This window comes from Mycobacterium sp. NGS22 (genome assembly GCF_059813095.1).
Map to the genome: position 1 here is coordinate 13,388 of NZ_JCALDY010000018.1, position 21,471 is coordinate 34,858.

Annotated in this window: 17 protein-coding genes; 11 read left to right on the forward strand and 6 right to left on the reverse strand. The window is 65.7% G+C overall.

The window, feature by feature from the left end; all coding sequences use genetic code 11:
- Positions 1 to 53: 53 nt before the first annotated feature.
- The 4 genes from AC5Y47_RS17530 (at position 54) to AC5Y47_RS17545 (ending at position 4,224) form a co-directional block, all read left to right on the forward strand.
- The gene (locus AC5Y47_RS17530; protein WP_499945433.1) at positions 54 to 959 is read left to right on the forward strand and encodes an AurF N-oxygenase family protein; all 906 of its coding nucleotides are present in this window, start codon (positions 54 to 56) and stop codon (positions 957 to 959) included.
- A gap of 212 nt (positions 960 to 1,171) precedes the next feature.
- Positions 1,172 to 2,116 carry a DUF4873 domain-containing protein gene (locus tag AC5Y47_RS17535; RefSeq protein ID WP_499945559.1) on the forward strand — a complete coding sequence of 315 codons (945 nt, stop codon included), beginning with the start codon at positions 1,172 to 1,174 and terminating at the stop codon, positions 2,114 to 2,116.
- 377 nt (positions 2,117 to 2,493) lie between these two features.
- Complete coding sequence (locus AC5Y47_RS17540; RefSeq protein WP_499945561.1) at positions 2,494 to 3,267, forward strand: STAS domain-containing protein; 774 nt, start codon at positions 2,494 to 2,496, stop codon at positions 3,265 to 3,267.
- Positions 3,268 to 3,354: 87 nt separating this feature from the next.
- Positions 3,355 to 4,224, forward strand: coding sequence for a TIGR03619 family F420-dependent LLM class oxidoreductase (locus tag AC5Y47_RS17545; RefSeq protein ID WP_499945435.1), 870 nt, complete (start codon positions 3,355 to 3,357; stop codon positions 4,222 to 4,224).
- Positions 4,225 to 4,227: 3 nt separating this feature from the next.
- Here AC5Y47_RS17545 and AC5Y47_RS17550 read toward each other — a convergent pair whose 3' ends face one another.
- The 3 genes from AC5Y47_RS17550 to AC5Y47_RS17560 are packed head-to-tail and all read right to left on the reverse strand — an operon-like array spanning position 4,228 to position 9,288.
- Positions 4,228 to 5,043 (reverse strand): enoyl-CoA hydratase/isomerase family protein, encoded by an 816-nt coding sequence (locus AC5Y47_RS17550; RefSeq protein WP_499945436.1) that lies wholly within the window; start codon positions 5,041 to 5,043, stop codon positions 4,228 to 4,230.
- Between the two features lie 46 nt (positions 5,044 to 5,089).
- Entirely contained in the window at positions 5,090 to 7,021 is a 1,932-nt protein-coding gene (locus AC5Y47_RS17555) for a fumarylacetoacetate hydrolase family protein (RefSeq protein ID WP_499945437.1), read from the reverse strand.
- Entirely contained in the window at positions 7,018 to 9,288 is a 2,271-nt protein-coding gene (locus tag AC5Y47_RS17560) for an ATP-dependent DNA ligase (RefSeq protein WP_499945439.1), read from the reverse strand. Before AC5Y47_RS17560 ends, AC5Y47_RS17555 begins: the two co-directional genes overlap by 4 nt.
- Positions 9,289 to 9,311: 23 nt before the next feature.
- Between AC5Y47_RS17560 and AC5Y47_RS17565 the strand changes: the two genes are divergently transcribed.
- The 4 genes from AC5Y47_RS17565 (at position 9,312) to AC5Y47_RS17580 (ending at position 14,946) form a co-directional block, all read left to right on the forward strand.
- Entirely contained in the window at positions 9,312 to 10,187 is an 876-nt protein-coding gene (locus AC5Y47_RS17565) for a carbohydrate kinase family protein (protein WP_499945440.1), read from the forward strand.
- 84 nt (positions 10,188 to 10,271) lie between these two features.
- Positions 10,272 to 11,177: a non-homologous end joining protein Ku gene (gene ku / locus AC5Y47_RS17570; RefSeq protein ID WP_499945441.1), complete on the forward strand. Its 906-nt coding sequence runs from the start codon at positions 10,272 to 10,274 to the stop codon at positions 11,175 to 11,177.
- Positions 11,178 to 11,257: 80 nt separating this feature from the next.
- Positions 11,258 to 12,382, forward strand: coding sequence for a phosphate ABC transporter substrate-binding protein PstS (gene pstS, locus AC5Y47_RS17575; protein ID WP_499945443.1), 1,125 nt, complete (start codon positions 11,258 to 11,260; stop codon positions 12,380 to 12,382).
- A 308-nt stretch (positions 12,383 to 12,690) separates the two neighbouring features.
- Positions 12,691 to 14,946: a serine/threonine-protein kinase PknD gene (locus AC5Y47_RS17580; protein ID WP_499945563.1), complete on the forward strand. Its 2,256-nt coding sequence runs from the start codon at positions 12,691 to 12,693 to the stop codon at positions 14,944 to 14,946.
- 1 nt (position 14,947) lies between these two features.
- Here AC5Y47_RS17580 and pstA read toward each other — a convergent pair whose 3' ends face one another.
- From pstA to pstS (AC5Y47_RS17595), 3 genes are read right to left on the reverse strand one after another with little or no spacing between them, the layout of a single operon-like run.
- Complete coding sequence (pstA, locus tag AC5Y47_RS17585) at positions 14,948 to 15,859, reverse strand: phosphate ABC transporter permease PstA (RefSeq protein WP_499945444.1); 912 nt, start codon at positions 15,857 to 15,859, stop codon at positions 14,948 to 14,950.
- Positions 15,856 to 16,830: a phosphate ABC transporter permease subunit PstC gene (gene pstC / locus AC5Y47_RS17590; RefSeq protein ID WP_499945445.1), complete on the reverse strand. Its 975-nt coding sequence runs from the start codon at positions 16,828 to 16,830 to the stop codon at positions 15,856 to 15,858. The genes pstA and pstC overlap by 4 nt, the downstream gene beginning before the upstream one ends.
- Before the next feature lie 12 nt (positions 16,831 to 16,842).
- Positions 16,843 to 17,961: a phosphate ABC transporter substrate-binding protein PstS gene (pstS, locus tag AC5Y47_RS17595; RefSeq protein ID WP_499945446.1), complete on the reverse strand. Its 1,119-nt coding sequence runs from the start codon at positions 17,959 to 17,961 to the stop codon at positions 16,843 to 16,845.
- Positions 17,962 to 18,295: 334 nt separating this feature from the next.
- Between pstS (AC5Y47_RS17595) and AC5Y47_RS17600 the strand changes: the two genes are divergently transcribed.
- Genes AC5Y47_RS17600 through AC5Y47_RS17610 form a run of 3 tightly spaced genes read left to right on the forward strand, consistent with a single transcriptional unit; the run spans position 18,296 to position 21,469 of the window.
- The gene (locus tag AC5Y47_RS17600) at positions 18,296 to 19,087 is read left to right on the forward strand and encodes an SDR family oxidoreductase (RefSeq protein ID WP_499945447.1); all 792 of its coding nucleotides are present in this window, start codon (positions 18,296 to 18,298) and stop codon (positions 19,085 to 19,087) included.
- 54 nt (positions 19,088 to 19,141) lie between these two features.
- Complete coding sequence (locus AC5Y47_RS17605) at positions 19,142 to 20,398, forward strand: Nramp family divalent metal transporter (protein ID WP_499945565.1); 1,257 nt, start codon at positions 19,142 to 19,144, stop codon at positions 20,396 to 20,398.
- Entirely contained in the window at positions 20,399 to 21,469 is a 1,071-nt protein-coding gene (locus AC5Y47_RS17610; protein ID WP_499945448.1) for a poly-gamma-glutamate hydrolase family protein, read from the forward strand.
- Positions 21,470 to 21,471 lie beyond the last annotated feature (2 nt).

Sequence of the window (21,471 nt, forward strand, 5' to 3'; positions counted from 1 at the left end):
TCTTCCTAACGTCGAAACCCAGGCCCTGGCAAGGCACATGAAGGGACACAGCGATGACCACTGCGGTACGACCAAGTGGACCCAGTCGGGAAGAGTTCTCCGAGCGCCTGCTCAAGGGCTCGGTCAAGAAGTCCTACGAACCCGTCGTCGACATCGACTGGGACGCCCCGTTGGATCCGGACAAGTTCTTCCTGCCCCCGAGGCTGGTCTCGTTGTACGGCACCCCGATGTGGGACCAGATGACCCGTGCCCAGCAGATCGAGCTGTCCCGGCAGGAATTGGTGAACACGCTCTCGGCCGGGATCTGGTTCGAGAACATGCTCAATCAGTCATTGCTGCGGACCATCCTGCACGAGGACCCGACGAGCAGGTCCACCCACTACAAGCTGACCGAACTGGGCGACGAAACCCGCCACATGGTGATGTTCGGAAAAGCCATCGAGCGCATCGGCGCAAAACCGGTGCGGCCGAAACGTTTTCACCGTTACGTCATCAATCTGCTGCCACTTGCGTTCCAGCGCGGGTCGATGCTGTGGGTGGCCGCGCTGATCGGTGAGGAGATCTTCGACTCGCTGCAACGCCAGATGATGGACGACCCCGAACTGCAGCCGATCATCCAGCGCCTCATGCGGATTCACGTCACCGAAGAGGCCCGGCACATTCAGTTCGCGCGCGACGGCGCGCGCAAGCGGGTGACCGAGATGCCGCGCGTGAACCGATGGTTCATGGCCAACATCAACGGGCTGGGCGGGTACTTCTTCAATTACCTGTTCAGCAATCCCGTGCCGTACGCGCGCACCGGCCTGGATGCCAAGCGGGCCCGACAACTCGCCCGGCACAGCGCACACCGCCGCGAGGTGCAGATCGCCGGATTCGCCCCGCTGGCAGCCTTTTTGACCGAAGTGGGTCTGATGGGGCCGGTGGCGCGCCGCGGTTGGAAGCGCAGCAGGTTTCTGTGACGCTGATCGTCGGCGCGGGAGCAGTCGGCGCGGCGGCCGAACTGCGGCAGGCCGGAATCACCGACGTCGCGACGTTTGACGGCGAGGTAGTCCGTTCGGTGTTCGACGACGAGACCGACACCTGGGTGCTGCAGACCACGGCTGACGAAACCCTGCGGGCGGGTGTGGTCGTCGAGTCGAGCCCGACCCGCTACGTCCCCTGGGTACCGGATATCGACGGTCGCAGCGACTTCGCCGGGGAGTCGTTCCACGCCGCGGCGTGGGATCCGCACTTCCGCCCCACCGGCAAGCGCATAGCAGTCGTGGGCACCGACTCCTCGGCCGGCCACCGTCTGGGCCGGCTGTTGGAATCAGCCGGATCGGTAACCGTATTCGGACATGCGCCGCGCCGCATTGTCACCAACATCACACCGTGGACGCAGCGCTGGCGGCGCCGCCGCCCGCAACCGGGCCCGATGGTGGTGACGTCGCCGATCGAGGAGATCACGACGGCGGCCATCCGGACCGGCGACGGCGTCGAACACCCCGTCGACGCGATCATCTATGGCACCGGGTTCTCGATCGACAGTCAGCCGTTGGTCGGCACCGGCGGACAGACCATCCAGCAGGCCTGGCACGACGGCATGGAACCGTTCCTCGGGATGGCCGTGCACGGATTTCCGAACTACTTCTTCCTCACCGGCCCCGACACCGAGACGCAGGCACGCTACATCGCCGAGTGCCTCACGGTGATGGCGCGCACCGGCAGCCGTCGTATCGAGGTACGCCGCTCCAGCCAGCAGGTTTTCAACGAGCGCGCTCAACTCGCACCCACCACGCCGCCCTCGGTGACGGGGGCGTTCGAGACGTTCGACCTGTCGTCCAGCGCGCCCGATTACGAAGACACCTACGACGGCGATGCGACGCTGGAGATTTCGGGCACCCGTTACCCGGTGCACGTCCGATTGACCGGTCACCTCGACCCGCTTGACGGCAACTACCACTGGCAAGGCACCGTCCTGGACGACCTGCCCGACGACTCGATGAAGCGGGCGCGGACGGTCACGCTGTGCGTCGGCGATCGCACCGCGCCCGCGCGCATCGTCGAACAAACGCCGTGGGGCACTCATTCGGTCGCCGGCGTGGGTGCGCCTCCCTACGCTCGAAGCGGCGCCTGACGTCGGCTGCTTCAAACACGTCTAGCTTGGGTATGCCCCGTTCGGGATTGACCGCGCGCTGGGGTGGGTAGTTCCACTGAGATCGTGCGCAAAGACGGGCACGACAGCAGGAACGACGACTTCAGCGTGGCAGTGGTGGGGTTGCATCACACGACCGGGTGGCACAGCTATCCGGTGCCTAATCCAGTGCGCGCGGGAGCACTGACATCCGCCGCCAAGCCGCCACTTTCACAAATCGGGAGATTTGCCCGAAGATAGACGTCTCCGCCATCGAGGGCGGCAGCAGCTGACAACCGGGCAGGGTTCGAGGAGCGGGACATGGAATCGGACGACACGATGCAACCGGCGTGCCTTCTCGAGACGTCCCGCAATCCGGGATGGTTCGTATGAGTGCGGTGGCCAAGTCCTCCAATGCGTTGGGGCTGGAATCCCGAACCGAGCAATCGATAGTCCTGCTGTCCGCTGAGGGAGTGCTCGACGCCAAAAACTCCGCCGAGCTGCGCGACAACATCACCAAGGCCACGCATGACGTCCCCGCCGCGGTCGTGGTCGACGTCAGCGGGCTGCAGGTCCCCGACGAGGCCGCCTGGTCGGCTTTCGTCAGCGCACGCTGGCACATGGACGCGCGTCCGGACGTCCCGATCGTGCTGGTCACCGCCAACCGCGCGGCTCGCGAGGCGATCGCGCGCAGCGGCGTCGCCCGATTCATGCCGGTGTACCCGACCGAGAAAGCGGCCATCAAGGCCGTCGAGCGGCTCGGGCGCCGCAAGCTGAAGCACGCCCAGGCCAAGCTGCCGGCCAACCTGACCAGCCTGCGGGAATCACGTCAGCTGGTCCGCGAATGGCTGACCACCTGGTCGAAGCCGGGACTCATCCCCGTCGCGCTGGTGGTGGTCAACGTGTTCATCGAAAACGTGCTGGAGCACACCGGAAGCGAACCGGTGATGAGGATCGAGTGCGACGGCCAGACCGCGACCATCGCGGTTTCCGACACCAGCAACGCGCCCGCAGTGCGTCTGGCGTCGCCGCCCAAGGGCATCGACGTGTCCGGGCTGGCCATCGTCGACGCGTTGTCGCGCGCCTGGAGCAGCACCCCGACGGCGGCGGGCAAGACGGTCTGGGCGATCATCGGACCCGAAAACCAGCTCTGACATTCAGCTTCGCCCAGCGTGTAGCCAGTGCGAAAAAACAGCCGATTTTTCGCGGTGGCTACACGCTCGGCGTAACAGGAGGATGCCGTGCGCTTCAGTTACGCGGAGTCGTTGACCGACCCGCAGTTCTACATTCCGCTGGCTCAGGCAGCCGAGCGGGCCGGCTACCACAGCATGACGATCGCCGACAGCCTCGCCTACCCCTTCGAGTCGGACTCGAAATATCCCTACACCCCCGACGGCAGCCGGGAGTTCCTCGACGGCAAAGAGATCGTCGAAACATTCGTTCTGACAGCGGCTTTGAGCGCGGTGACGACGACGTTGCGGCTCAACTTCTTCGTCCTGAAGCTACCCGTCCGGCACCCGGCGCTCACCGCCAAGCAGGCCGGTTCGCTGGCGGCGCTCAACGGCAACCGGCTGGGACTCGGCGTGGGGACCAGCCCGTGGCCGGAGGACTACGAGCTGATGGGCATCCCGTTCGCCAAGCGCGGCAAGCGAATGGACGAATGCATCGAGATCGTCAAGGGTCTGACCACCGGCGAGTACTTCGAATTCCACGGCGAGTTCTACGACATCCCCAAGACGAAGATGAGTCCGGCGCCCACTGAGCCGATCCCGATCCTGGTCGGCGGGCACGCCGACGCTGCGCTGCGACGGGCCGCGCGGCTCGACGGCTGGATGCACGGTGGTGGCAGCTCCCCGGAGGAACTTGATCGACTCATCGCCCGGGTCAAGCAGTTTCGCGACGAAGAGGGCAAGACCGGCCCGTTCGAGATTCACGTCATCTCCACCGACGCCTACACCGTCGACGGGATCAAGCGTCTCGAGGACAACGGCGTCACCGACGTGATCGTGGGTTTCCGCTGGCCCTACATCGTCGGCCCGGATAAGGACCCGCTGGCGAAGAAGATTCATCTGCTGGAGAAGTACGCCGATCAGGTGATCGCCAAAGCCTGACCGTCACAACGTATCCCATTTCGGTGCACGTTTCTCGCGATGCGCCCGCGCCGCCTCGGCGGGATTGTTGGTGAAGCCGGTCAGGATCTGGGTGCGGTTCTCGATCTCGATGGCATGCCGCAGGCTGGGCGCATCCAGGGCGGCGTTGAGGCCGATCTTGGTCTGCCAGACCCCGAATGCGTTGTTCTGCGCGATCTCTCGGGCTTTGTCCAGCGCGGCAGTCATCAGGTCCTCGGCTGGCACCACCTGGTGCACCAGCTTGATCCGGTGGGCCTCCTCGGCGTCGATCATCCGCCCGGTCAACATCAGTTCGCGTGCCACTCCGGCGCCGACGATCTTCGGCAGCAGGTAGCTGGTGCCCATGTCCATCGAGGAGAAGCCGGCCTTGATGAATGCCGAGCCGAATCGTGCTGTCTCGGAAGCGATGCGGATGTCGGAATGCAGCGCGAATGCCAGGCCGCCGCCGACCGCGACACCGTTGATCGCTGCGATCACCGGGATCGGCAGCTCGTAGAGCCGGACGAACAGATCGGCCAGCCGCACCTGCGCGTCGTAGGTGACTTTGAAGCCGGGGGTCGACGGGTTGACGTCGGTCCAGGCTTCGCCGGTGCCGCTCAGATCGGCGCCCGCGCAGAAGCCTCGTCCGGCCCCGGTCAGAATCACTGTCCGATGTTCACCCCGGCTCAGCACATCCAGCGCTTCGTCGGTGGCTCTGATGAGAGACCCGTCGATGGCGTTCAACAGTTTGGGTCGGTTCAGGGTGAGGCAGGCGATGCCGTCTTCGAGGGTTTCCAGTGTGACTGCGGGTTCGGGTGCCATATCGAAACCGTAGGACATCCGGCTGACGGGGGTATCCCTGGCGGCCCTAGCCCTCCCGCTTGGCCAACCACTCGGCCTGCATCGCGAACAACCCCATCAATTCCGGCTGCGGTGTGTCGGGATCGAGTTCGCAGTAGCGCCGGAAGATGTTGACGACGACGCGTTCGGAGTCCAGCCAGGACGCGTACTCGCCGAGGTCGACGGCATCGACCGCCTCCGCCAACGACAAGCCCTTGGCATGAGCCGCGTCGGCCTGCTCGATGAGGTGCACGAAATAGCCACGGACGGCCCGGATTCCGTCGGTGTCGGTGACCGGCCCGTGGCCTGGCACCACCACAGCAGGGTCCAGCGCGATCATCGCGTCGCAGGCCGCGATCCAGTTGGCGATCGGACCCGCCCACACGATCGGTGTGCAGCCGATGAACAGCAGGTCCCCGCCGAACAGCACCCCGGCGTCGGGCACGTGCACCACCGAGTCGGCACCGGTGTGGGCGGGTCCCAGGTTCAGCAGGTCCACGCGGCGGCCGCCGACGTCGATGGTCAGTTCGCGGTCGAAGGTCTCGTCGGCGTTGCGTATGGTGATGCCGCTGAAGTCGAAGTGGCCGAACCGGTCTCGCGCGTACTTCGTCGCGACCGGACCCAGGTCGGCGGTCTGGATCCCGATCAATCGGTCCGCGTTGGGTTCGTGCGCGATCTCCTCGGCGGTGCCGGCGGCGGTGATGATCCGAACTCGACTGTCCAGCAACTGATTACCGTGCGTGTGGTCGCCGTTGGAATGGGTGATCAACGCGTCGGTGATGGGCGCCCGGTCAGTGATGGGGCGCATCGCGTCAAACATCTCACGGGTCAGCGGCAGGTCGAACAGCGTGTCCACCAACAGCGACGCCCCGTCGCCGGTCACCAAACCCGCGTTGCTCCAACCGTATCCGCCGTCGGGCAGCGTCCATGCCCACACCCGGTCGGCGACCTCGTGCAGCCCGCGGGTGTAGGGCACCTTCGCCACAGCCGGATTCAGCCGCTGCGCGAGCCCGGTCGAAGACGGATTAGGCCGCGGCGCAAGCGGATACGGGGCCGGTGACGCCCGCACGGTCTGGCGCGTCTCCCCCAGTCCCTCGACCCGCAGCGTCACCACGTCCCCGTCGCGCAACCAGCCCGGAAACGACGGCCTACCCAGATGCTCGACGAGCGTGCAGGTGGGTACGGTGCCCGAACCGATCACGTCGCCGGGGCGCAGCGTCACGCCGCGAGAGATGTAGGAGATCACCTCGGGAAAGCTCCAGTCCATCGTGCCGGTGGATCCCGAGCCGACGACGGTGTCGTTGACCAGTGCGGTGACCTGCAGGCTGAGTTTGCCGTCGCGGCAAAAGGGTGCCAGCTCGTCGGCGGTCACCAGGCACGGTCCCAGGGTGACCCCACTGTCTTTGCCTTTGGCCTGACCGATCCGCAACTGGCCCTCCAGCATCTGCAGGTCACGCGCGGACCAGTCGTTGAAGATCATGTACCCCACGACGGCCTGCTCGGCCTGCTCCACCGTCAGGTCTTTTCCGGCGGAGCCGATCACCGCCGCAATCTCCAATTCGAAGTCCTGCCAGACGCTTCCGGGCGCCATCGGGGCATCGTCGTAGGGTCCCAAAACGGTTGCCGGGCAGGCGAAGTAGAACGCCGGGATCCGATACCAGGTGTCCGTCAACACCCGGCCGCCGCCGGTGGCCTCCTGACAGTTGCGCATGTGGTCCAGGAAGCACAGGGTGTCGCGGATCGACGGCGGCCGCGGGATCGGGGCGGCCAGGGTTACGTCAACCAGCCGAATCACCGACGACGGTGATTGCAGCGCCGCTTCGCCGGCCGCACGCAGCGCGTCCGGCCCCGCCGAGATCAACTCGAGCATCGTACGACCCGGTTCCACGGCGTAGACGTCGTCGCCGGACAGCACGCCGACGCGCTCGTCGTCCCGGTCCCGGAAGGTGACCCACTTCATTCCCGTACCACCTCACTCGGTTTCTTGTCGGGCCGCAACCCTCGCCAACTCGGTTGGCGCAGCCGGTTTTCCGGGGTCCACTCGCTGTAGCGCACCTCGCCCACCAACTTCGGCTCCAGGAACGTAACGCCCTTGGCTTCGCGAGCGGGAAGCTTGACGGCGAACGGTGATTCGTCGGTGTGCAGAGGCGCGAAGGTTTCCTTCAGCTTGGCTTGCTCGCGGTCGGTGAAGCCGGTTCCGACTCGTCCGACGAACTGCAGTCCGTCGGGTCCCGGTATGCCCATCAACAGTGCTCCGATGCCGCTGCTGCGCCCACCTTCGCCCGCCCGCCAGCCGCCGATCACGACTTCCTGGGTGTTCCAATGCTTGTCCTTGATCCACGACGCGGAGCGGCGGCCCGGCTGGTAACTGGAGTCACGCTTCTTGGCGACCACGCCCTCCCAGCCCTGCCTGGCCGAATACTCCAGCGCCTCGGCTCCGTCGCCGCCGGAGAGCAACGGAGGAACGATGAGTTCGCTTGCGCTGGCCAGGGTTTCCAACAGCTTGCGCCGATCGGCGTATTTGGCCCGCAGCAGTGAGCGGCCGTCGAGGTAGAGCAGGTCGAACGCCCAGAACTCGATGCGGGTGGCGCGGACCCGGTTCTGCATCCGGTTGAAGCTGGGTACGCCCGCGTCGTCGAGCGCGACGACCTCGCCGTCGAGCACCACATGATGTTCGGCGAGATCGGCCGCAACCGCGGCCAATTGGGGAAACTCCGCGGTGATGTCCCGGCCGCTGCGCGAACGCAAACGCATCTGGCCGTATTCGGCGTCGACCAGTAGGCGGTAGCCGTCCCATTTTCCCTCGAACGCCCATTGACCCTTCGTCAGCCCGGCGACCGAACCATGCGTGGCGAACATCGGTGCGAGACCGTCGAAGTCGAAAGCCTTCTGGTCCTTCATCCGGTGCGCCAGCCACTGGTTGCCGTTGGTCTGGATCAGCGCGTAGCGTCCGGAGATCCGGTTGCCGTGCAGGTTGACGATGACCTCGTCATCGAGGAACTTCTCGGCGTCGTAGGTTCCTGAGTCCCAGATGACGACCTTGCCGGCGCCGTATTCGCCCTTGGGGATGATGCCCTCGAACCCCCCGTATTCCAGCGGATGGTCTTCGGTGTGCACCGCCAGGTGGTTCACCGCGGTGGTCTCGGGCAGATTTTTCGGCACCGCCCACGACACCAGCACCCCGTCCCGCTCCAACCGGAAGTCGTAGTGCAGGCGACGGGCGTGGTGCTCTTGGATGACAAAGGTGTTGCCTTGCCCGGTAACGGGTTTCGAACTCGGCACCGGTTCCGGAGTCTTGGACGGATCGCGCATACTGCGGTATTTCGTCAGCCGGTCCGCCACCGGGGCGTCGGCGTCCAACGGGGCAAGTAGATCGCCGTCGCGTTGCACGCGGGCCAGCACCTCGTCGTAAAGCAGGTGGCGCAGCTCGGGGTCCTCGATCTCTTCCCACGTCCGGGGCGCCGCTACCGTCGGATGTTCTCGGCCGCGCAGCGAGTACGGCGCAATGGTGGTCTTTGCGCCGTTGTTCTGGCTCCAGTCCAAAAAGACCTTGCCGGCGCGCAAGCTCTTGGTCATCGTCGCGGTGACCAGCTTGGGCATGGACTTCTCCAGTTGCAGCGCAACACGTTTGGCCAAGATCGTGGCGCCGGCGCTACTGACCGGTTCCTCCAGCGGGGCGTAGAGGTGCAGACCCTTGCTACCGCTGGTCAACGGAAAGAGGGTCAGTCCGATATCGGTGATCAGTTCTCGGACGGCGTGGGCAACCTCGCAGAGCTGCGCCATCGTCACACCCTCGCCGGGGTCCAGGTCGAACACCAGGCGGGTGGCCGGGCCGGGCTTGAGTTCTTCGGCGCCCTTGCGGGTCCACTCGGCGACGAAGCGCCACTGCGGCACATGCACCTCGAGCGCGGCCTGCTGCGCGATCCACGCCAGCCCGTCGGCGCTGTTGATGATCGGGTAGGTCGTGGTACCCGACCGGTGCGTGACGCTGGCGCGCGGTAGCCAGGCCGGCGCCGACGACGCCAGCTGCTTTTCGAAGAACGAGGGCTCGTCGACACCGTTGGGCCAGCGTTTGCGCGTCGCGGCCCGACCCGCGATGTGCGGCACCATGACTTCGGCGATACCGGTGTAGTAGTCGAAGATGTCCCGCTTGGTGGTCCCGGTGGCGGGGTAGAGCACCTTGTCGGCATTGGTCAGGCGCACCTGTTGCTCGCGTGCCGAACCCATGATGTCAACGTAACGTGTCGGGCATGGAGCGCGGGCTCGTGATCGGCGAAGCGCTGATAGACATCGTGGCGGGACCGTCTACCACCCGGCATGTCGGCGGCAGCCCGCTGAATGTGGCCGTGGGCCTTGCCCGCCTGGGTCGCGGTATCGATTTCCTGACCCACATCGCTGACGACGCGAACGGCCGCCGCATCGCGGCCTATGTCAAAGACTCTGGCGCGCAGCTGGTTTCGGGCAGCGTTGCCGCTACCCGGACACCTACCGCCACGGCGACCATCGCCGCCGACGGCTCGGCGAGCTATTGCTTCGAGCTGGACTGGCAGCTCTCGGGGACCCCGCCCGTCCCGCCCCCACTGTTCGTGCACACCGGGTCGGTGGCCGCGGTACGCGAGCCGGGCTGCCTGGCGGTGGCCGCGCTGCTGGATGCCTACCGGGTGTCTGCCACCGTCACCTTCGACCCCAACGTCAGGCCGTCGCTGATCGTGGACCGCGAGCAGGCGCGCGACCGCGTCGACAAGCTCGTCGAGCGCAGCGACATCGTCAAGGTCAGCGAGGAGGACCTGCGCTGGCTCGCACCCGACCGCCCGCCGCGGGACACCGCGCGTGGCTGGCTGGCGTCCGGGCCGGCGATCATCGCCCTGACCATGGGTGAGCGCGGCTCGCTGGCGCTCTGCGCGGCCGGTGAGGTGACGGTGCCGGCGCGTCCGGTAGAGGTCGTCGACACCGTCGGTGCCGGTGACGCGTTCATGGTCGGTCTGCTCGACACGCTCTGGGAAGCGGGCCTGTTGGGCGGTGACCGGCGAACCCTCCTGCGCAGGATCGGGTTGGACACGCTGACGTCGGCGCTGGAGGCCGCGGCCGCGGCGGCGGCACGCGCGGTGAGCCGCCCCGGCCCCTGAGGCGAGCAGCCGCAATGGCCCTCGCACGCTCGGCGTGTCGGGTACTTTTGCGATCCCTCGGCATTAACTGGGCATACTGAGGCAATGCGCTCCATTTGGAAGGGCTCGATCGCGTTCGGGCTCGTCAACGTCCCGGTCAAGGTGTACAGCGCCACCCAGGACCACGACATCAAGTTCCACCAGGTGCACGCCAAGGACAACGGACGCATCAGGTACAAACGGGTCTGCGAGGTCTGCGGCGAAGTCGTCGAATACGGTGACATCGCCCGCGCCTTCGAATCCGACGACGGCCGGTCGGTCATCATCACCGACGACGACATCGCCACCCTGCCCGAAGAGCGCAGCCGCGAAATCGAAGTGCTGGAGTTCGTCCCGGCCAGTGAAGTGGACCCGATGCTGTTCGACCGCAGCTACTTTCTGGAGCCAGATTCGAAATCTTCCAAATCCTATGTGCTGCTGGCCCAGACGCTCGCCGAATCCGACCGGATGGCGATCGTGCACTTCTCGCTGCGCAACAAGACCCGACTGGCCGCGTTGCGCGTCAAGGACTTCGGCAAGCGCGACGTGATGGTGATTCACACGCTGCTGTGGCCTGACGAGATCCGCGACCCGGATTTCCCGGTGCTGGACAAGAAGGTCGACATCAAGCCGGCCGAACTCAAGATGGCCGGGCAAGTGGTGGAGTCGATGGCCGACGAGTTCGACCCGGACCGCTACCACGACGACTACCAGGAGCAGCTGCGGGAACTGGTCGACGCCAAACTCGAAGGCGGGGAAGCGTTTACGGTCGAGGAGAAGCCAACCGAGCTGGACGAGACCGAAGATGTCTCCGATCTGCTGGCCAAACTCGAGGCCAGCGTGAAGGCGCGCTCGGGTGACGGCAAGGCGCCGGCCAAGAAGTCCGCGGCGAAAAAGGCACCGGCCAAGAAGACGCCGGCGAAGAAGGCACCGGCGAAGAAGGCGGGTTCCAAAGCGGAGTCGAAATCTTAAGAGCCCTTGACCGGCACGGGGTCACCAGTGACATTCTGGGTTCACCCTCAACGGGTCGACTGTTCTGCAGAGGAGTTGCCGTGAAGTTCGCTCGGTCTGTCGTTGCATTCAGCCTCTTCGTCGGCATGGCGCTGGTGCTGTCCGGGTGCGGCGGCGATTCCAACAAGTCGGCCTCCTCGTCGTCGTCGACCGCCCCCGTCATCCCGGTGGACTGCGGCGGAAAGAAGAAGATCCTGGCCGCGGGATCGACCGCGCAGAAGAACGCGATGGAACAGTTCGTCTACGCCTTCATCCATGCATGTCCGGGACACACCCTGGACTACAACGCCAACGGATCCGGTGCCGGGATGGCGGCATTCATCGGGGGCCAGGTTGATCTGGCGGGCTCGGACTCACCGATGAACGCGGACAAAGGCGAACCCGACAGCGCCCGGGCGCGCTGCAATTCCCCTGCGTGGGACATTCCCGTCGTATTCGGCCCGATCGCAGTCACGTACAACATCAACGGGATCAATTCGCTCAGCCTGGACGGGCCCACCATCGCCAAGATCTTCAACGGGGCCATCACCAAGTGGGACGATCCGGCCATCAAAGCCCTCAACGCCAATACCAACCTGCCCGCGATTCCGATCCATGTCGTGTTCCGCGCCGACAAGTCCGGGACCACCGACAACTTCCAGAAGTATCTGGACGCCGCCTCCAACGGTGCGTGGGGTAAAGGCGCCGGTCAGGTGTTCAACGGGGGTGTCGGCGAAGGCGCCACCGGCAACGACGGCACCTCGCAGGCCATGAAGAAGACCGACGGGTCGATCACCTACAACGAATGGTCCTTCGCCGAGGGGCACCAGCTGAACAAGGCGCAGATCATCACCTCGGCGGGACCCGAGCCCGTGTCGATCAGCCCGGAGACGGTCGGCAGGACGATCAGCGGCGCCAAGTTCAAGCCCGGCAGCGACGAGCGCGACCTGATCGTGGACACCGCGTCGTTCTATCTCCCCACCCAGGCCGGCTCCTACCCCATCGTGTTGGTCACCTACGAAGTCGTCTGCTCCAAGTACCCCGACGAACCCACAGGCAAAGCGGTAAAGGCGTTCATGCAAGCCACAATTGGTGACGGTCAGATCGGCTTGGACGAGTACGGATACATTCCGTTGCCGAAGTCGTTGCAATCAAAGCTCACACCGATCGTCAACGCCATCGCATGACCGGTAGTCGGGGGACGGCGTTGCACGATCCCTCCGACATCAGTCAGCGAAACCCCCACGGCTCTAACAATTTTGTCCGCTGGACGACTTCGCTGGGTCATCCGGCCAGTGCCGGCCCGCTGGTCCCCGTTACTGACTCGTGATTGAAAATTCGTGCCGAGTCGCCGGATTTGGTTGTGTGCCCGCTCATCGAGCATTTACCGTGGGTTAACCATCAGGTTCGGCGTGGCTGCACGGGCGGCGTCGGAGTGCCGCTGCTGCCCGTTGCGGCCGACGGCAGTGGTGGCCGGGCGAAGGGAGCGTCGACGGTGACCAACACCGGGTCGGAATCGCGAGTGGGGTCGCAATTTGGTCCCTATAAATTGGTGCGCCTGATCGGTCGCGGCGGGATGGGTGAGGTCTACGAGGCCGAGGACACCCGCAAGCACCGGGTGGTCGCGCTGAAGCTGATCTCCTCGCAGTATTCCGACAACCCGGTGTTCCGCACGCGGATGCAACGCGAAGCCGACACCGCGGGACGGTTGACCGAGCCGCACATCGTGCCGATTCACGACTACGGCGAGATCGACGGCCAGTTCTACGTGGAGATGCGCCTGATCGACGGCGTCTCGTTGCGCTCGATGCTGACCCAGTTCGGTCCGCTGACCCCCGCGCGAACGGTGGCGATCGTGCGGCAGATCGCCGCTGCCCTGGACGCCGCCCACACCACCGGGATCACCCACCGCGACGTCAAACCGGAAAACATCCTGATCGCCAACAACGATTTCGCCTATCTGGTCGACTTCGGCATCGCCCGCGCCGCCCACGACCCGAACGTCACCCAGGCTGGGATGGCGGTCGGAACCTACAACTACATGGCGCCGGAACGGTTCACCGGTGACGAGGTCACCTACCGGGCCGACATCTACGCGCTGGCCTGCGTGCTGGGCGAGTGTCTGACCGGTGCGCCGCCCTACCGGGCGGACAGCGTCGAACGATTGATCGCCTCGCATCTGATGGAACCGGTACCCCGGCCCAGCGTGCTGCGCCCGGGACAGGTGCCAGAGGCCCTCGACCAGGTGATCGCCAAGGGCATGGCCAAGAACCCCAATGACCGCTACATGACCGCCGGCGACCTGGCCAGCGCCGCCCACGACGCCCTCACCACGCCCGAACAGCGTCAAGAGGCCACCATCCTGCGCCAAGGTGACAACGAGACGCTGATCGCACCCGTCGTCGACCCCAGCTTGAATGGCGGCTGGAACAGCTACGGCGGCTCGGGCCAGCATTCGTCTGGTGCCTACGTGCAACCCGCGGGTCCCTCATACAACAGCGGCGCCGAGACCCAGTACGCACCGGTGCCCCAGTACCAGTCCGGGGACCAGACCACGCGGACGCCCGTGCCCCCGTACCAGTCCGGGGACCAGACCATGCGCACGCCCGTGCCCCCGTACCAGTCCGGGGACCAGACCATGCGAACGCCCGTGCCCCCGCAACACTCCGGGGACCAGACCATGGCTCAGCCGCTGCCGTCGAACGCCGGCGGCTGGCGTTCCGCGCCTGCTGGGAATTCGGGTCAATGGACGCAGGCGGCCCCGGTCGCCGGCGCGGGATGGGCCAGCCAGCCCGGGGTCGCCACCGGGCCGTCGTACGACCAGCCGTCGGGACCCTATGCGACCACCACCCCGCCGTCGGAGCGCAAGTCGCGCAAGCCGCTGGTGATCGGCGCGGTCGTCGCCGCGGTCTTGTTGGCGGTGGCCGCGGTCACCGCGTTCATGGTGTTCGGCGGAAAAGACGGCGGCGAGGAGCAAGCCAACGGCCAAGCGGTGATGCCGTTCTCCGGGCTCACCTTCCGTTTCGCGCCGGGCGGGGTGGCCATGGACCCGAGCGGGACGCTCTACGTCACGAACCAAACCATGTACGGCAAGGTGGTGACGTTGCCGGACGGCTCGTCGTCACCGACGGTCAAGCCGTTCAGCGGCCTCTACGAACCGCAAGGTATCGCGGTAGACGGCTCGGGAAAGATCTACGTCAGTGACTTCAACAATCGGGTGGTGGCGTTGTCGGCCGGCTCGAACAACCAGGTCGAGGTGCCTTTCGTCGGGCTGAGCTATCCCGAAGGTGTCGCGGTGGACGCCCAGGGCAACGTGTACGTCGCCGACCGCGGCAACAGCCGGGTGTTGAAAATGCCGGCCGGTTCCAAGGAGCAGACCGAGGTGCCGTTCGAGGGCTTGAAGCATCCCGACGGGGTGGCCGTCGACGGTGACGGCAACATCTATGTCACCGACACCGACAACAGCCGGGTGCTCAAGCTCGATGCCGGCACCACCAATCAGACCGCGTTGCCGTTCACCGGCATCAGCGCGCCGTGGGGCATCACCATTGACGGTGCAGGCAACATCTACGTCACCGACCACGACAACAACACGGTTTCCAAGTTGCCCGCCGGTGCCACCACGTCAGTGATACTGCCGTTCGAGGGTCTGAACACCCCGCTATCGGTCGCGGTGGACAAGAAGGGCAACGTTTACGTGGCCGACCGCGGCAACGGCAGAGTGTTGCGGCTCGCCCCGACCAACACCTAGGTCAGCGTTTCCGGGTGGCCAGGAAACTCATACCGCCGGCCAACAGGTTGATCACGGCCACGATGATGATCAGCGTCAGCGCGGCGCCCCAGACCCGCAGGAAGCCGGCGTGCTGGGGGTTGGTGAGCTCGGTGTAGATCAGCAGCGGCAGCGAGGCCATGTTGCCGGAGAAGATGTCGGTGTTGATCGAGCGGCTGTATCCGACCAGCACCAGCACCGGCGCGGTCTCTCCGGCCACCCGCGCGACCGCCAGCAGCACACCCGAGACGATGCCCGGTGCCGCGATGGGGGCCACGATCCGCACGATCGTCTTCCATTTCGGGACGCCCAGGGCGTAGCTGGCTTCGCGTAGTTCGTCGGGCACCAGTCGCAGCATCTCCTCGGTGGAGCGCACCACGACCGGCAACATCAGCAAGACCAGGGCCAGCGACACGGCGAACGCGCTCTGCTGGAAACCCAAGGTCGCGATCCACAGGCTGAAGATGAATAGCGAAGCCACGATGGAGGGCACCCCGGCGAGCACATCCACCATGAACGTGGTCACTCGGGCCAGGCGACCGGTGCCGTACTCGACCAGATAGACCGCGGTCATCAAACCAAGCGGCACCGCAATGACGGCCGCCACACCGGCCTGCACCAAAGTCCCGAACAAAGCGTGGTACACCCCGCCGGCGGACTCCTCCGGCAGCACGCCGCGCAGCGAGTGCGTCCACCAGTCCGTGTGGATGACGGCGTGGTAGCCGCGCAGGACAACCACGCCGAGCAGCCACACCAACGGCACCAGCGCGATCACGAACGAGGTGTAGAAGAAGACGGTCGCGATGTCGTTCTTGACGCGGCGCGCGGTGCTCAACGGGCGAAAGACGACCGTCTTCACCGGCTGTTCGAGCGCGTCGACAGTGGCTCGGGTCATCCGTTGACCTTTCCACCGGCGATCGCGCGGGCAGCCGCATTGACCAGAAATGTCAGGACGAACAACGCAAAGCCCGCTGAGATGTAGGCGCCCGTCGGTAGCGGTCGGCTGAATTCGGCTGCCGCCGAAGCAATCTTGGAGGCGAACGTGTAGCCGCCGTCGAACAGCGACCAATTTCCGGGGCGGGCGGCCGAACGCAGGATGATCAGCACCGCCACGGTTTCCCCGAGCGCACGACCCAATCCCAGCATCGACGCCGCCACCACCCCGCTGCGACCGAAGGGCAGCACGGTCATCCGCACCACCTCCCACTTCGTCGCACCGAGCGCCTGCGCCGCTTCGATCTGCATCGGCGGAGTCTGCCGGAAGACCTCGCGCGACACCGACGTCACGATCGGAAGAATCATCACCGCGAGCACGATGCTGGCGGTGAAGATGGTCCCGCCGCCAGCCAGGGACACATTGCCCTGTTTGAACACGAATAGCCAGTCCATGTGACGGTTGAGGAATCTCGCGAGTGGCTCCAGCTGCGGCGCGAGCACGAAGATCCCCCACAGCCCGAAGATGATCGACGGCACCGCGGCCAGCAGGTCCACCATCGCGCTGAACGGACGGGACAACCGTTTGGGCGCGTACTGGGTGACGAATACCGCGATCCCGACGGCGATCGGCACCGCGAGCGTCAGCGCGGTGAGCGAACTCAGCACGGTGACCATGAGCAGGTCGCGGATGCCGAACGCAAGCTTGTCGTCGGAGGCGGTATCGAACTGGGCGCTGGTCAAGAAGTTGACGGTGTTGGCCCGCAACGACGGAATCGCCTTGATCAACAAGAACACTGCGATCAGCACGATCGCCACCACGATGGTGGACCCCGCGGCCGCGGCGGCCGACTTGAACAGGCGGTCGGCCCGCCGCGACGCGCGTACGTCCACCTCCGCTAGCGCTTGTCTTGCCAGCGGGGGTTTGGCCACGTCAACCTCAGATCAGGAGATCGCGTTGACCGCGGTCGACAACCTCGATTTGAACGAGTCCGGGATCGGGACATATCCGTTGTCCCCCAACCCGTTCTGGCCCCCACCGATGGTCGACTGCAGGAAAGCTTTGACCGCCGTGCCGGTTTGGGAGTCGGGATACTTCGAGCAGACGATCTCGTAGGTGGCCAGCACGATCGGGTAGGACCCGGGCTGAGTGGGCCGATAGAACGAAATCGTGTCCAGCTTCAAGTCGTTGCCCTGACCGGCGATGGTGGCTCCGGCAATCGTCTTGCCCACCGAGTCGGTGCCGATGGCGACCGGCTCCGGACCGGCCGAGGTGATGATCTTGGCGATGTTCAACTTCTGCCCCTGAGCGAACGACCACTCGTTGTAGGTGATCGAGCCTTCGGTTGTCTTGATGGCCGCGGCGGTGCCGTCGTTGCCCTTGGCGCCCTCGCCGACACCGCCCTTGAACACCTTGCCGGCGCCCTTGCCCCATGCCCCGTTGGACGCGGCGTCAAGGTAGCGCTGGAAGTTGTCGGTGGTGCCCGACTCGTCGTTTCGGAAGACGACGTGAATGTCGGTGCCGGGCAGGTTGGTGCCCGAATTGAGCGCGACGATCGCGGGGTCGTTCCAGGTCTTGATGGCCCCGCTGAAGATCTTGGCCAGGGTGGTCCCGTCGAGGTTCAGCGAACTGACCCCAGCGATGTTGTACGTGACCGCGATAGGACCGAACACCACCGGCAGGTTCCAGGCGGGCGACCCGCAGCGCTGCTGCGCAGTCGCGGCTTCCTCGCTGGTCAGCGGCGAGTCCGAACCACCGAAATCGGTTTGGTTTCCGTTGAATTCGCTGATACCGGCACCGGAGCCGTTGGGCGTGTAGTTCAAGGTCTGTCCGGGACAGGCCGATTCGAATGCCTTGATAAAGCGGGTCATCGCGTTGTTCTGCGCGCTGGAACCGCTGGCTTTTAACGTCTTTTTCCCGCCGCAGTTCACGCTGCCCGACGACGGACTTCCTGACGAACCCTGTCCCCCGCCCGCGTTGTTGTTGTCGCTACCACACGCCGACAAAACGAGCGCACCTGAAGCCAGGACGCTCAGCGCGGCACCAAATCGGTTGAGTTTCAATCCAGTTCCTAACGGTAGTGATGAAACATACTAGATGCCGCCCACCCGTCGCGGCACGTGACAACCCCTTTCATTGCAGCCTTGCAGCTACATTAACAACCTGTAACGTGGCTTTAAAGGGTCGATGATCACTCGGCGACAACGCCGCGGTTCGCACGACGCTATCTTCATCAACGCGCGCAACGGGATTGACGCGCAAGCTAATGACGATCATGCCGCCGCGTCAAGGTCTGGAACACGGCGGTACTGGACGTGTGACAAACTAGAACCTGTTACAGAAATCCCCCGGCCGCTGGCGTTCCCGTCTCGGCTCGACCCGTGAAACGAGGCCGCAGTGATCCTGGACAGGTTCCGCCTGGACGACAAGGTCGCCGTCATCACCGGAGCCGGCCGCGGTCTCGGCGCAGCCATCGCGGTGGCATTCGCCGAAGCCGGTGCCGACGTCGTGATCGCGTCGCGGACACAGTCCCAGTTGGACGAGGTTGCCGGGCAGGTCGCGGCCGTCGGTCGACGAGCCCACGTGGTGGCCGCAGATCTGGCTCGTCCGGACGACACCGCGCAACTGGCCGCGCAGGCCGTCGACACCTTCGGCAAGCTCGACATCGTCGTCAACAACGTCGGCGGCAGCATGCCCAACACGCTGCTGACGACGTCGACCAAGGACCTCAGAGACGCCTTCACGTTCAACGTCGCCACTGCGCACGCGCTGACCGTCGCCGCGGTGCCGCTGATGCTGGAGCACTCCGGCGGCGGCAGCATCATCAACATCACCTCGGCCATCGGCCGACTGGCGGGACGGGGTTTCGCCGCCTACGGCACCGCCAAGGCCGCCCTGTCGCATTACACCCGGTTGACGGCGCTGGACCTGTGCCCACGGATCCGGGTCAATGCGATAGCCCCGGGCTCGATCCTGACCTCGGCACTCGACGTGGTGGCCGACAACGACGAACTGCGCGCGCCGATGGAACAGGCCACACCGTTGCGCCGTCTCGGCGACCCGCTGGACATCGCCGCCGCCGCGGTCTACCTGTCCTCGCCGGCCGGCGGTTTCCTCACCGGCAAGACCCTGGAGGTCGACGGCGGCCTGACGTTCCCCAACCTGGAGATCCCGGTCCCGGACCTGTAAGACCCTGCGGGCCGGTGGTCGCGCCCCGCAGATTTCGGCTAACCTCACTTTTTTATTCGGCGCGCGGGATCAAAGGGTGGTGAGTTGACGCAGGAAACCACCACGTCCGGCAAAGCGAACTGGTATCTGCTGGGGCCGGCGTTCGTCGCGGCGATCGCCTACGTCGACCCCGGAAACGTCGCCGCCAACGTCAGTTCGGGCACCCAGTTCGGCTACCTGTTGCTTTGGGTGATCGTCGCGGCGAATGTCATGGCGGGACTGGTGCAGTACCTGTCGGCGAAACTCGGGCTGGTCACCGGACGTTCGCTGCCCGAGGCGATCGGCCAGCGGATGGGCCGGCCGGCCCGGCTGGCGTACTGGGCTCAAGCCGAGATCGTGGCGATGTCGACCGACGTGGCCGAAGTGATCGGTGGGGCCATCGCGTTACGCATCCTGTTCGATCTGCCGCTGCCGATCGGGGGCATTATCACCGGGGCAGTCTCCCTGCTGTTGCTGATGATCAAGGATCGTCGCGGTCAGCGCCTGTTCGAGGTGGTCATCACCGGACTGTTGCTGGTGATTGCGCTCGGTTTCACCGCCAGTTTCTTCGTCTCGACGCCGCCGGCCGCCGAGGTGTTGTCGGGTCTGGTCCCCCGTTTCCACGGCACCGAAAGCGTGTTGCTGGCAGCGGCCATATTGGGTGCCACCGTGATGCCGCACGCGGTATACCTGCACTCCGGGCTGGCCCGTGACCGGCACGGGCATCCCGAACCCGGACTGCCCCGCCGGCGCCTGCTGCGCATCACCCGCTGGGACGTGGGCGTGGCGATGGTGATCGCCGGCGGCGTCAACGCCGCGATGTTGCTGGTCGCTGCGTTCAACATGCGCGGCCACGGGGATGTCGGGTCGATCGATGCCGCCTACGTCGCGGTTCGCGACACCTTGGGACCGTTGATCGCCGTGCTGTTCGCAATCGGACTGTTGGCCTCCGGGCTGGCGTCGTCGTCGGTGGGCGCCTACGCCGGGGCGATGATCATGCAGGGCCTGCTGAACTGGTCGGTCCCGATGGTGGTGCGCCGCCTGGTCACCGTGGCTCCCGCGATCGCGCTGCTGGCCTTCAACGTCGACCCGACTCGCACCTTGGTGTTGTCCCAGGTGGTGTTGTCGTTCGGCATCCCATTCGCGGTGCTGCCGCTGGTCCGGCTCACCGGCAACCGCGAGTTGATGGGCAACGACGCCAACCACCGGGTCACCACCGTCGTGGGCTGGGTGGTCGCGGTGATGATTAGTCTGCTCAATGTGGTGCTGATCTATCTGACGGTGACCGGCTGAATGCCGGCCCGCCGGCACCCCTACTTCGCCTACGGATCCAACTTGTGCGTACGGCAGATGGCGGCACGCTGCCCCGACGCAGGCGATGCGCGGCCCGCGGTACTCAGCGACCATGAGTGGCTGATCAACGAGCGCGGAGTGGCCACGGTCGAGCCGTTGGCGGGGAACGAGGTTCACGGCGTGCTCTGGTGGCTTTCCGACTACGACCTGGCGCGCCTGGACAGCGCCGAGGGCGTGCCGGTGCGCTACCGGCGCGACCGTCTGACGGTGCAGACGGACGACGGATCGTCGGCAGCGTGGGTGTACATCGACCCGCGGGTGACGACGGGACCACCGCGGCCGGGATACCTGCCGCGCATCATCGACGGCGCGCTGCACCACGGGCTGCCGCAACGGTGGATCGATTTCCTGCACCGCTGGGACCCTTTGCATTGGCCGCAGCCCTTCATCTCGAATGGTGCGGGGCCGCAATCGCTTTCAGCGCTGCTCGATGAGCCCGGCATGGTCGAGACGAACCGGTTGCGCTCACGCTTCGGGTTTCTCGCCATCCACGGCGGCGGTCTGGAACGGACGACCGACGTGATCGCCGAGCGGGCTGCCGAAGCCGCCGGCGCGTCGGTGTATGTGCTGGCTCATCCCGACCGATATCCGCACCATCTGCCGTCGGCGCGGTTCGATCCGGCCGAGTCCGCCTGCCTGGCCGAGTTTCTCGATCACGTCGACGTGGCCGTTTCACTGCATGGTTACGGCCGGATCGGGCGCGGCACCCAGTTGCTGGCCGGAGGGCGCAACCGCGCGCTGGCCGAGCATGTGGCGCGCCACGTCCGACTACCCGGATACGAGGTGGTCACCGATCTCGACGCCATCCCGTCCGAGCTGCGCGGCCTGCATCCCGACAACCCGGTCAACCGGGTGCGTGACGGCGGAACACAATTGGAGCTCTGCGTGCGGGTACGAGGCCTGAGCCCCCGCAGTGGGTTGCCCGGGCCGGACGGGTTGTCGCCGGTTACCACCGCCCTGGTGGCAGGGCTGGCGGACGCGGCACGATCCTGGCGGTTTTCTTCGGACTAGAT